The 13112-nt window shown below is 31.8% G+C and carries 13 protein-coding genes; all 13 read left to right on the top strand.

Features of this window, described 5'->3' with window-relative positions; all coding sequences use genetic code 11:
* Positions 1-80: 80 nt before the first annotated feature.
* The 13 genes from I2H39_RS28520 to I2H39_RS28465 all read left to right on the top strand — a co-directional run bounded on the left by I2H39_RS28520 (position 81) and on the right by I2H39_RS28465 (position 12935).
* The gene (locus I2H39_RS28520; RefSeq protein ID WP_207671151.1) at positions 81-1178 is read left to right on the top strand and encodes a CDP-glycerol glycerophosphotransferase family protein; all 1098 of its coding nucleotides are present in this window, start codon (positions 81-83) and stop codon (positions 1176-1178) included.
* A gap of 2 nt (positions 1179-1180) precedes the next feature.
* Positions 1181-1900, top strand: a complete 720-nt coding sequence (locus tag I2H39_RS28515) for an IspD/TarI family cytidylyltransferase (RefSeq protein ID WP_138311772.1) — start codon at positions 1181-1183, stop codon at positions 1898-1900.
* Between the two features lie 16 nt (positions 1901-1916).
* Complete coding sequence (locus I2H39_RS28510; protein WP_347708615.1) at positions 1917-2393, top strand: RpiB/LacA/LacB family sugar-phosphate isomerase; 477 nt, start codon at positions 1917-1919, stop codon at positions 2391-2393.
* Between the two features lie 11 nt (positions 2394-2404).
* On the top strand, positions 2405-4168 hold the full coding sequence (locus tag I2H39_RS28505; RefSeq protein ID WP_138311770.1) for a 1-deoxy-D-xylulose-5-phosphate synthase: 1764 nt from the start codon (positions 2405-2407) through the stop codon (positions 4166-4168).
* The gene (locus tag I2H39_RS28500) at positions 4165-5226 is read left to right on the top strand and encodes an NAD(P)-dependent oxidoreductase (RefSeq protein WP_138311769.1); all 1062 of its coding nucleotides are present in this window, start codon (positions 4165-4167) and stop codon (positions 5224-5226) included. Before I2H39_RS28505 ends, I2H39_RS28500 begins: the two co-directional genes overlap by 4 nt.
* A 146-nt stretch (positions 5227-5372) precedes the next feature.
* Positions 5373-5564 (top strand): hypothetical protein, encoded by a 192-nt coding sequence (locus tag I2H39_RS28495; RefSeq protein ID WP_138311768.1) that lies wholly within the window; start codon positions 5373-5375, stop codon positions 5562-5564.
* 203 nt (positions 5565-5767) lie between these two features.
* Positions 5768-6868, top strand: coding sequence for a glycosyltransferase (locus I2H39_RS28490; protein ID WP_138311767.1), 1101 nt, complete (start codon positions 5768-5770; stop codon positions 6866-6868).
* Positions 6869-6878: 10 nt separating this feature from the next.
* Positions 6879-7772: a hypothetical protein gene (locus tag I2H39_RS28485; protein WP_138311766.1), complete on the top strand. Its 894-nt coding sequence runs from the start codon at positions 6879-6881 to the stop codon at positions 7770-7772.
* A 16-nt stretch (positions 7773-7788) separates the two neighbouring features.
* Positions 7789-8502 (top strand): glycosyltransferase, encoded by a 714-nt coding sequence (locus I2H39_RS28480; protein ID WP_138311765.1) that lies wholly within the window; start codon positions 7789-7791, stop codon positions 8500-8502.
* 137 nt (positions 8503-8639) lie between these two features.
* Positions 8640-8873, top strand: coding sequence for a hypothetical protein (locus I2H39_RS28970; protein ID WP_171042746.1), 234 nt, complete (start codon positions 8640-8642; stop codon positions 8871-8873).
* A gap of 173 nt (positions 8874-9046) precedes the next feature.
* Positions 9047-10456 (top strand): polysaccharide biosynthesis C-terminal domain-containing protein, encoded by a 1410-nt coding sequence (locus I2H39_RS28475; RefSeq protein WP_138311764.1) that lies wholly within the window; start codon positions 9047-9049, stop codon positions 10454-10456.
* 16 nt (positions 10457-10472) lie between these two features.
* Positions 10473-11672: a CDP-glycerol glycerophosphotransferase family protein gene (locus I2H39_RS28470; protein WP_138311763.1), complete on the top strand. Its 1200-nt coding sequence runs from the start codon at positions 10473-10475 to the stop codon at positions 11670-11672.
* 39 nt (positions 11673-11711) lie between these two features.
* Positions 11712-12935, top strand: a complete 1224-nt coding sequence (locus I2H39_RS28465; protein ID WP_195628104.1) for a hypothetical protein — start codon at positions 11712-11714, stop codon at positions 12933-12935.
* The last annotated feature ends 177 nt before the right edge of the window (positions 12936-13112 follow it).

Below are 13112 nucleotides of genomic sequence, written 5' to 3'. Positions count from 1 at the left end.
TAAAAGGTATAAGTAAAATGATAAAAAATGAATTGACTAAATATATATTAACGAATACAATTTTTCGCCTTTTGTCCGTATTGAACAAGGTTATTCCCAAAGATGATAAAACTATATTACTGTATACAAATATGGGATTTAGGGATAATATAAAAGCTATTTACGATTATTTAATTGAAAATGAATATAATTCAACATATAAGATATTGATTAGTTCAAATGAGAAAATAACAGAGAGACTTCCCCTAAATGTGCACTACATAAATACTTTAAATGGCGTGATAGACTATCTTAGAGCTGGACATGTTTTTTATGCGTTTGGAAGAATACCAATTTATCCGTCAAAAAATCAATATGTTGTACAAATGTGGCATGGCACACCATTTAAGGCTCCTGATAAGCGCCAATTACAAACAGTTTCAAGAAAATCATATTACACAAGTATGCTAATCTCATCAGACTATTTTAAAGAAGTTGTGAAAAGGGCTCAAGGTGTGAAAGATGAGAACATAGTAATATGCGGACAGCCTAGAACAGATATTATGTTTAGACAATTTGAAAAATATCCAGAACTAAGTGGCTACAAAAAGGTGGTTATATGGATGCCGACTTTTAGAAAGTCAAAAACATTAGGTTATGCAGATATTAAAGAAATAGAATCTTTTACTCCAATATTTCACACATCTGATTATATTAACTTAAATGAATGGCTTAAAAAAAGTAATATATTATTAATTATTAAGTTGCATCCGATGGAGGATATTTCTGATTTTGAAAGTATGAATTTAAGTAACTTATTCTTGCTGAGTCATTCTGAATTTATTTCTAAAAAATGGAATTTGTATAAATTAATAGCACAATGTGATGCGATGATTACAGATTATTCTTCAGTGTTTTATGACTTTATGTTGTTGGATAGGCCTATTGCATTTACTGTTGATGACATTGAAGGCTATAAAGAAGGAAGGGGATTTGCTGTAGAAAATCCAGACTACCTCACAGCGGGATATAAAATAAAAAACAAATTACAGTTTTACGGTTTTTTAAAAGATCTTTTGAACAACATGGATTTATATGCAGATGTTAGAAGAAAAGTTAATATGATTGTTAACACATATAACGACGGACAACAGTGTAAACGAACTTTAAAAATTGCAAATATTTATATAGAGGAATGAACATGAAAAACATAGCTTTAATTATTGCAGGTGGGGTTGGTGCAAGGATGCATCAAGATATTCCAAAACAGTTTATTAATGTTAAAGACAAGCCAGTCATTATGTATACTTTGGAAGCTTTTCAAAAGCATCCATATATTGATGCAATCGAAGTGGTTTGTCTTGATGGTTGGCATGATATTCTGCGTGCATATTCTAAACAGTTCGGAATAACAAAACTTGAAAATATAGTATCCGGTGGTGAAACTGGCTTACAATCTATTAGGAATGGATTGAATGATATAGCTAAGAAATATACTTCCGATGATGATATTGTTTTAATTCACGATGCTATAAGGCCAATGGTAAGCCAGGATATTATATCGGATAACATTAGGGTATGTAGAGAATATGGAAATGCAATTACAGTTATTCCTTGTACCGCTGTGATGCTTAAGACAGCTGATAGTGTGACATCGAATAGCCAAATTCCGAGGGACAATCTTAAAATAACACAGACACCTCAAACGTTTTTTTTGAATGATATTCTTAAAGCGCATAAAGAGGCAATTGAAAAGGGAATTAATGATTCAATTGCTTCATGTTCGTTATATGTAGAATTGGGGAAAAAATTGTATCTTTCCATTGGTTCAGAAAAAAACATTAAACTCACAACATCTGAGGATATGGAGATTTTTTCGGCATTATTGGAAACAACTAGACCAGATTGGATGAGAAAGTAACGGTGAAAAAATGCGAGTGGTATTAGCTAGCGATAGAAACGGATTGGATTATAAACTGAGGTTAATTTCCCATCTGCAAAAAAATGGGTATGAGCCAGTAGATGTCGGCACATACAATAATGTTCCTTGCGATACACCTGTTTTTGCAGCAAAAGCGGCAAGGTTAGTTGCTTCAGGTGATTGTAAATATGGAGTATTATTATGTGCTACAGGTACTGGGATGATTATGGCTGCAAATAAAATCAAAGGAATTTTATGCGGCATGGGATATGCGGATCTTGTAACAAAATACATGAGGCAACATAATGATGCAAACATGATTGCATTTGGACAAAAACACATGGGATATGAAGATGTTGAACATCGCGTGGATATTTTTTTGACAACAGAGTTTATCGGTCAACATCATACACCTAGGGTTCAGCAAATAAGAGAGCTTGAGGAAGGAAAAGAAATTAAACAAACACCAATAATGAATCCCAATTGGAAATAAGGAGATGGAAAATGATAATTGAAAAAGTTAACGGCAAAGATGATTTGAAAAAATTATCAGTTACAGAATTAAATATTCTTTCCTCTGAAATCAGGTCTGCTTTGATAAAAAAAATGAGTAAACTTGGTGGACATATGGCCTCTAATCTGGGAATTGTAGAAATTACTATAGCCTTACATAGAGTTTTCGATTCTCCTGTGGACAAAATTATATTTGATGTTTCACATCAATCCTATGTTCATAAGATATTAACAGGTAGAAAAGATGCGTTTTTGTATGAAGATAAATACGATGATGTGTCTGGCTACAGTAACCCAGAGGAAAGTGCGCATGATTTTTTTAACATCGGTCATACATCAACTTCTATTAGTCTGGCATGCGGCATGGCGAAGGCAAGAGATTTGAAGGGTGAAAATGAAAATATAATTGCTGTAATTGGAGATGCTTCGTTAGATGGCGGAGAAGCATTTGAAGCATTAAATTATGCAAAAGAACTTCATAGTGGGCTAATTGTTGTAGTGAATGATAATAACATGTCAATTCCTGAAAACTATGGTGGCTTACATGATTCACTTAATCAATTGAGAGAGTACAACGGTGTCATAGAAAATAATTATTTCAAATCTCTAGGATTTGAATATAAATTCATTAAAAATGGACACGATATAAAAAATTTAATTGATATATTTGAAGATATTAAAGGAATAGACCATCCTGTAGTAATACATTGTTGTACAAAAAAAGGAAAAGGATATTCATTCGCAGAGCAAGATAGTGAAAAATGGCATTGGGCACGTCCCTTTGATATAGAAACAGGACAGTATATAGGAGGGATTCCTAAAGAAAATTATGGCGCAATTATAGGTGAGCATTTATTAGGAAAAATGAAAGATGATAAAGATGTGATAGTTGTTGCTGCATCAACTCCACTCTGCATAGGTTTTAATTCAGAAAGAAGACATAAAGCAGGAAAGCAATTTATCGATGTAGGTATAGCTGAACAAAATGCTATATCGATGACAGCGGCAATTGCAAAAAGAGGTGGAAAGCCAGTCTTTGCGACGAATAGCACATTTTATCAAAGAGCATATGATCAAATTGAGCAGGAAATGTGTATTTCAAAATGTCCAGCAACAATGCTTTTAACTCATGCATCAGTTTGGGGGCATACGAATGATACCCATGCTGGACTGTATGATATTGCACTACTTGCGAATATTCCGAATCTTGTATATTTGGCACCTACAAATTGTGAAGAATATATTTCAATGCTAGACTGGAGCATTAATCAGGATAAAATTCCTGTTGCAATTAGAATTCCATGGACTAAAGTTTATCATGTATACAAAGAATTTAGAAATGAATATTTTGACACAAAATATGAGGTCACTCGAAGTGGTTCTAAAGTTGCTATTATTGCATTAGGCAGCTTTTATCAGTTAGGAGAAGAAATTGTAGATATATTAGCAAACCATGGCATTAAAGCAACATTAATTAATCCAATGTTCATTTCTGGAATAGATAACGAAACATTAGATTCATTAAAGAATACACATGAACTAGTTGTGACCCTTGAAGATGGAATTTTAAATGGAGGATTTGGAGCAAAGATTGCACAATACTATGGATTATCTCATATGAAAGTAATGAATAAAGGATTTTCCATGAACATTCCAAACAGATTCGCACCGGAAAAACTTATGATAGATAATAGGTTACTTCCGAGTCAAGTGGTACAAGATATATTAGCGAATGTAAGGGGCGAAAAAGCATGAGGTACACTGATGTAGAGTATAGAGAGTTATCAAAATATATAAAAGATAACGATTTTGATAAGTTCCTATACAATAAGACAATATTAATTACCGGTTCAAAAGGATTAGTTGGAACATCGCTAGTAAAGTGGATATTAGTACAGAACGAAATTAAAGGCACCAATACGCGTATTATTGGCTCAACACGTAATCCTTTAGAAATACCAGATTACATTACAGAGGGTGATAATATTATGTATTGCCAATATGGTACAGAATTAAATTTAAAAGAACACATTGACTATATAATTCATGCTGCTTCACCTACTGGAAATCGATATCACATGCAGCATCCTGTTGAAACATTTAGAACCAATGTAGACGGGATTGAGAAAATGCTTGATTTGGCCAAGTTAAACGAAGGAGTGGAGATGATTTATTTATCCTCTGAAGAAGTTTATGGTTTACCTGCGGATAACTCCCCGGCTATGACTGAGGACATGGTTGGTGCTATTGATAGTTTGAACCTCAGAAACTGTTATCCTTTAGGTAAAAAGGCATCAGAATTTTTGTGTCACGCTTCTACTGCTGAATATGGATTAAATGTCAAAATAATCAGGCCAACAGTTATACACGGCTTGTTTCAAAGATACGATGAACCAAGAGTAGTAAATGAATTGCTACGATGTATTATTGAGGATAAGGATTTCGTGATGAAATCAGATGGTATGACAAAAAAATGTATGATATATTCTTTAGATGCGGTAACTGCAATATTTACTGTTCTATTTAAAGGCACAGCAGGAGAAGCATACAATGCATCAAATCCAGAAACTTTTATCACTATTAAAGAGTTGGCAAACCACTTATTTGAAAAATTTAATCCCAATATCAAAATAATTTTTGACCATAATAATGTTAAGAAATCAGATGGATTTTTGCCACATCGAACTTTAGTTCAGGATTGTTGCAAATTAAGAGCACTTGGATGGGAACCGAAGAAAGGTTTGGATGAGATTTATGCAATAGATATTGATAGGTTCAAAAATACGAAAAGGATTAAAAAAACAAGTTTGTGAAACGAACCTTAATCTGATAACCAAGGCCATTCTTACCTATACTTGGGGTTATGTTTCTAATATCTCAGAAGATAAAAATATATAGTAACCAAGCCGCCAGGTGCCATATACGGTAGTATAGCATTCAGTAAATGCAGCTGTCATGCATGAATATGACTGAATTAGGAACAACTCATGTGGATTATATCCTGTGTGCAAGGGTACTTGCTAATGAAGATATTGAAGAGGCATATGAGGCCAATATTGTGAAATTAATTTTTGAGCTTATAGAGGAAAAAAGGTATAATCCACTGGAAATTTCAGGAATAGCCGTAAAGAATCATGGAATATTTGCTTAATGACAGAGTCATGCCAATGCATCTATACACGCTATAGTAATGGAAAAGGTAACAGAGATGGATTTAAAGCACATTTATGTTTAACCAAAGATACGAGATAATGCTGTGCGTGCTTCATAAGTATTATCATAAGAAAACATGGCCTAATGTTTATTATGGACAGAACGGAATATAGAAATATTATGTGAGATAGGTATGAAAAGGTGAAACGAAAGCTCTTAATTGTAATTACAACAGGATTTACAAAATACGGCGGTCTTTCAGGTGTTGTGATGAATTGCCTGCGTCAAATGGATATATCAGAGTTTAAAATCAGCATTGTCTCAGGCAATATACCGGAGAATGATTTACTTGACGAATGCAAAGATAAGGGAATTGAATATATTAGGATTTGTGGTAGAAATAGATTACCAATCAAATATATGTATCAATTAAAGACTGTTTTAAAATCATATGATATTATCCACATTCATTCTAATAGTGCCACAGCTGCAATAGAATTAATTGCAGCAAAGTTGGCAGGGGTAAAATTAAGAATAGTTCAAAATCACACAGAAAAATGTAATCATTATATTGCCAGCTGTTTTTTTAAACCAATATTCAGCAAATTATATACACATGGCATAGCATGTTCTCAAAAAGCCGGAGATTGGTTATTTAATGATAAAAACTATCAGATATTAAACAATAGTATAGATACAGAAAAATATAGATTTAATGGTGAAAGCAGGAAAAGAATAAGGCATCAATATGGGATAGATAACAACTGCATTTGTATTGGTCATGTAGGAAAAATATATCAGCCTAAGAATCACAAATTTTTGATTGATATTTTTAAGGATTATCATGATTTTATACATAATTCAAAACTATTATTAGTTGGTGATGGAATAATGCGTGAAGAGATAGAACAATATGTTGAAGAACTCGGCATAAATGATGATGTTATATTTGCTGGAATGAAATCTAATGTTAATGAGTATCTTTCAGCATTTGATATGTTTGCTTTTCCATCTTTATGGGAAGGAATGCCTTTATCTGTATTAGAAGCGCAAGCTTCTGGATTACCCTGCTTTATTTCAAATACAATAGATAAAGATATTATCGTAACTGATATTGTAACCATGTTGCCACTTGATAAAGGAACAAGATTTTGGGTTGAAAAATTACCAAAAAAAATAGAAAAAAATAGAGAAAAATACTCGGACGAAAGTATATTGCAATTGAAGGCTAATAATTATGATTCAAAAGTTTGTGCTAATATACTAAAAAATTTATATTCAGAGATTACTAATAAAAGGTGAGAGTAGTTTTATGAACATTAAGAGTATATTTACGACTCAGTATGGTGAGTGGTGTGTTTTTTATAAAATAAAAGAATCAAACTGGAGAAATTTAAAAACAAAAAGAGGATATTGGTATGCAGATCCAATATTGTTCGAATACAAGGATGGTATATATCTGTTCACTGAAGCATTTCAAAAAAACAGACAAGTTGGAAGCCTAGCAGTCTCGAAACTTGTTGATGGAGAATTTACAGAACCTAAAGAAATCATCAGAAAGTCTTATCATCTTTCATATCCATGTGTTTTTCAATATGATAATGTTGTTTATATGATTCCCGAATCTTCTCAGAATCGTACCCTTGAATTATATAGAGCATTGGACGATTCGTTAGAAAAGTGGGAAATTGTAAAGGTATTATTATATGATATTGAGTGCGTTGATACAACGGTTTTTGAGTATAAATCAAGATTATATTTGCTTACATATTTTCAAAAACTCGGAGAATATATAACAAAAGTATATATACTCGATATAGATGAACTAAAAATAAGTGATGTGTATAGTATAAGTAAAAATGATAATATTTATAGGCCGGCTGGAAAAATATTTGAAAAAGATGGAACATATTTCAGGCCGGTTCAGTATAATTTAAATTCTTATGGCGAAAAAATGAGATTGCTAAAAATTGATTTAGATAAAAACGATTGGATAGGCACAGTTGTAGACGAGTATACCGTAGATTCTTTTGGATTAGATAACATGTCTAAAACACATACTTATAGTCAAATACAGGATGTGTGTACCATTGATGCATTACATGAATATAGAACATTTTTGGCTCCATATTATATCTCTAGAAGAAAGTTTCATAATTTTTATTTTAGAGTAAAAAACTTTCGTAGAAAGATAATCGATAATTAAACGGAGGCCGGTTTATATGATTCCTAAAATAATACATTACTGCTGGTTTGGAGAGAAGGAGATTCCTGGTAACTTAAAAAAATATATGGACTCCTGGAAGAAATATTGTCCAGATTATCAAATTAAGCTTTGGAATGAATCTAACTTTGACGTTTCTACACACCCGTTTATAAGAGCGGCATATGAATCAGAAGCGTGGGCATTTGTATCAGATTATGCGAGATTGAAAATAATATTTGATTACGGTGGCATATATTTAGATACTGATGTTGAGTTAATTAAATCACTGGATTCTCTTTTAACTAATGAGAGTTATATAGGAATTGAACAAAATGGAAATAGATGCAATACAGGTTTAGGATTTGGAGCAGAAAAACATAGCAATGTAGTAAAAAAGATGCTTGATGTATATGAGCACGTATTATTTGATAACGAGAAGCGAATTGATATAGAATGTCCGAAACTAAATACAGAAGCTATAAGCTCTCTGGGAGAATTTAGTTTGTGTGAGGTGTCCTTTTTGCCAGGAGTAACAGTTTATCCATCTCAATACATGGATCCTATATCGACAGGCAGGACAAAAAATTTGTTATGTGAAGAAACTATTTCAATTCATCATTATAGTGCTTCCTGGGCAGGAGGAAAAGAACGATTAAAACGACGAATTGTAGCATTAATTGGAGTACAAAGATATTTTAAGATTAAAAAAATCTTAGGAAGGACAATATAAAACAATACTCTTAAAGCGTTTAATATTATACCAGGAGCTACCGACCGGGATTTATACTTTGTAGAAGAGAGGTGAACTAGACTCCGAGGAAAGCAAGACTGAGAGGTGCCGGAAAGAAGAGGGCAAAGAACCTAATCATGGTAGCGAAGTTCAGCGTTGGAAACAAGGAAGCATCGGAGACTGCACTAATAGAGTTAAAGGAATTTGTTAATGCCATAGATGTGTATGAACTTAGGTTGGAGGTAATCTTGCAGAAGATAACCAATACACTGAAAACGGTTTTGTATCTTGATAAGATAGTGTCGAATAAGAGAATTGGTATGCTTTCAGTCAGCCGATTTGTAGCAGACATAGGTGATATCAGTCGTTAGGATAACACCAGAAAGCTGAAGAAACTGGCAGGCTATTCAATCATATCAAATATTTTGGGCAAACATAACAGTGAGGGCCGAATCAGTTATCGGAGAAGAAAGCATCTGAGATATGACACTAAAAATCCTTGAAAGACGTGGAAAAACACTTAACTAAATAAGGAGGAATATGAATGAAAGACACAGCAAATAAGTATAGATATTTATATAAAAATACAGCCATATTTGCTGTAAGTTCATTTAGTACCAAAATTCTTTCTTTTTTATTTATACCAATATATACCGCTGTTCTAACAACGACAGAGTATGGTACTGCAGATCTTATTAATACAACGGGAATATTACTTATATATATCTTAACGGTTAATATAGCTGATTCGGTATTACGTTTTTCAATCGAAAAGGTCGAAGATAGTGAAAAGATACTTTCATTTGGCATAAAGGTGCTATTTACTGGAACTATTATATGTGCTTTACTATTAGGTTTGGCCTGTTATGTGGAACTATCTAATTGGCCTGTGATTTATTATGTTTTTATATTCTTGTTTTTTGTTTCTTCTGCTTTTTATCAAATAATGACAAATTATTTAAGAGGTATAGATAAAGTATCAGCAGTAGCGGTTTCAGGTGTGATATCTTCGGGGGTAATAATAGGAAGCAATATTTTATTCCTAGTAGTGATAAAGGTAGGAATCCTGGGCTATCTTATATCAATGGTTACGGGGCCAATTGTTGCATCAATATATTGTATTTTTGCAGCTAAGAAAACAATTCGTCAGATGTTTTTCTCTAAGTTGGAAAAGGCAACCCAGATAGGTATGTTGAAATATTGTATGCCACTAATTTTTAATAATATAGCTTTATGGATTAATGGATCATTAGATAAATATTTTGTAACAGGTATATGTGGTACTGCTGAAACTGGAATATATTCAGTTGCGGGAAAAATTCCTCATATATTAGATACATGTATAATTGTGTTTTGCCAGGCATGGAATTTATCAGCAATCAAAGAGTTTGATCCAGAAGATAAAGATGGTTTTTTCTCAAAAACATATAATGTTTATGGAGCAGTTATGGCTGTAGGATGTTCAATGATAATTATAATGAATATTCCGTTGGCACGCTTTTTATATTCAGATGATTTTTTTATTGCTTGGAGATATTCATCTATTCTTGTTATAGCAACTATGTTTAATACTTTAACAGCCTTTATTGGTAGTATTTTTTCAGCGGCTAGGTCAACACACATTATAGCAACAACAACTATATTATCTGCGGTAATAAATACCATATTGAACATTATATTAATACCAAAATTGGGACCATCAGGGGCTGCAATAGCAACTGTTATTGCTTATTTCGCTATGTGGCAAATAAGACTTTTGTATTTAAAAAAAATCATGAGATTAAACTATAATTTTTTGAAAAATATAGTAACATATGCATTGCTAGTACTGCAAGTGATATTTGAACATCATTTGAACCACTTTTATGTAGGGCAAATCATGTGTGTATGTTTTCTAATGATAATAAATCTATCAGAATTGAAAATGGTAGCTAAAAAGCTTCTAAGTGTTTAGAGGGGTTAAAAAACAGATGAACATATTGTATTACCTTAAAAAAAGGGGATTAAAAAGAACTTGCCAGGTTATTTGGCGATATAAGATTGACTTCGTAATACAACGACTATTTGCAGTGATTTTTAAAAATCAAAATTTACAAAATATTATTATTATAGAAAGTCATAATGATTTTGATTCGAACGGAGGGGCCTTTTATAATTACTTAATTAAAAACAAATATAATGACAGGTATAAAATAGTATGGCTTATTAGGAATAAAAAACCAGAGGCTCTTCCACAAAATGTGGAATGCTATGGAATATATAAACCAAGTTTAAAAAAGGACTACTATCTGTCAAATGCAAAGTATATATTAACTTGCCAAGACGCATTAGGAATCGTTAGAGATGGGCAGAAAGCATATTACCTGACGCATGGTGCAATGGCATTAAAAAATACTAAAGGCAATATATCTGTTTCTGATAGCATGACTTATATTCTAGCACCTTCTGAATACTTGAAATCAATTCAGGCTGATTTATTATCGATTCCGTATCCTAATGATAAACAAATAATATTAGGTTATCCGTGTCATGATGTGTTATACAATCTTGAATCAGGTGATTTGAGCAAGCTGACTGATTATACTTTTAATAAGGTAGTTTTATGGATGCCAACATTTAGAAAGTCAAAAATAGATAATCGCATTGATTCTTCAATCGAATATACAATGGGTATACCAATTGTAAGTGACATAGAAGAATATAAAAAACTTAATAATATACTAAATAGTTTAGATATACTATTGATAATCAAGATACATCCAATGCAGGATTTGGAACAAATCAAAATATATTCGGATACCAATATTATTGTAATAGATGGTAATAAAGTGAAAGAACTAGATATAGATAATTATAAACTAATGGTAGATGCAGATGCAATGATTAGTGATTATTCATCTTCCGGAACAGATTTCTTACATACAGGAAGACCTATTGCGTATACACTTGATGACATAAATGAATACAAACTTGGTTTTATAGTTGAAAATCCCAAAGATTTTATGCCTGGTATGAAAATATATTGTTTTGAAAATTTAATTAATTTCTTTGTATCACTAAATAATGGAGAAGATGAATATTACACTCAAAGAAAATCGGTTTTAAATAAGATGTTTACTTTTCATGATGGCAATAGTTCTAGTCGGTTGGCTGAACATCTTGGGTTATGAACTGATTTTATAAAATCTTAAGAAAATGGGTAACTTATTATGTTAGAAATAGTCTTTATCTGTGTAATTTTATTTCCAGATATAATAATAAGGTATTTGCCTAATAATGGATTTTTTAATTATTGGGATGAGCTATTATTTATAATAATATTTATAGTATTAATAATTAGGCTAACAAATAGTAGAATTAAAAAAGATGCACTAATATTTTTCTTGACACTTATTAGCATAATTATTGTAGGTCTTATGGGGAATATTATATTTGGATATCAACTATCAGCTAATGCGATAATAAGAGATATTGTTGGTTTTTTAAAATTTCCGTTAACCCTTTTCGCACTATGTGAATTTAATCTAACCCGGAAACTTGCATCTGTATTTTATAGAATTATTCCATTTCTTAAACTAATAATAGCTATAATTTTTATTTTTGGAATAATATCCATGTTTTTTAATATAGGTTTATCTCAATTAGAATATAGGCATGGAATTCATCCTTATATGTTTTTGTTTTCACATCCGACATATTTGACAACATTTGCAATGATGATACTGTTAGCATTGAATGCTGCAAAAGACTGTACTTTGATAGATGAAATTATGTTATTAGGAACTCTTGTTTTAGGTATGCGAACAAGAGGATTTATATTTGTTGCTATATATGTATTTGTAAAATATGGGAGAAGCTGGTGGTTTAAGAGATTAAAAGTTTTGTATTGGTACATTATTTTCTGCCTCATTATGGCAGTTTCTTATAATAAGCTTATGCTATATGCTTCCTATTCAACTTCACCAAGAGAAACTTTATATATGGGCGGTCTAAAACTAATGAATATATGCATGCCAATAGGTTCTGGATTTGGCACTTTTGCATCCCATTTATCAGCCAAAATGATGTCTGGGGTATATAATACGATACATATTACAGGATTTTATAATGAAAATGGTACTGTATCTGCTGCAATTGGTGATGCAGGTTATCCATATTATATGGCACAATTTGGTATTATAGGTTTAGGATTGATTATTATTTTATTATTATTTTTAATTGGATTAACTAAAGAAGGAATTAATAACGAAAATACTTTTTCGCTTAATATGATGTGGCTTATGATAGGCATTTCGCTTATTACAGAAACAATACTTGTAAATGATGGAGTTGAGATTGCTGTATTAATGGCTATAATATGTAAATTGAGTCTTATGACACAGCAGGAACAGTATAATCATAGAAGGGTTAAGATAAAATATCGTATTAGATAAATATAGCTTCCAATATTAAAAACATAGGGGTAAACGAGTAAGAGAAAGTTTTGATTATACCAGCCTTCATGAGTGTGTGAAGAAAAGTCTGTAAAAGCTGATCTTCTATGATAATAACTGGGCTGAAAGTTCTTTCTTGGACCTTCAGTCCTTGTATTATATATAACAGCAACTACT

The sequence above is a fragment of the Clostridium sp. 1001283B150225_161107_B6 genome (assembly GCF_015556325.1).
Lineage (GTDB): Bacteria > Bacillota > Clostridia > Lachnospirales > Lachnospiraceae > Enterocloster.
This window is presented reverse-complemented; position numbering and strand designations above follow the sequence as displayed.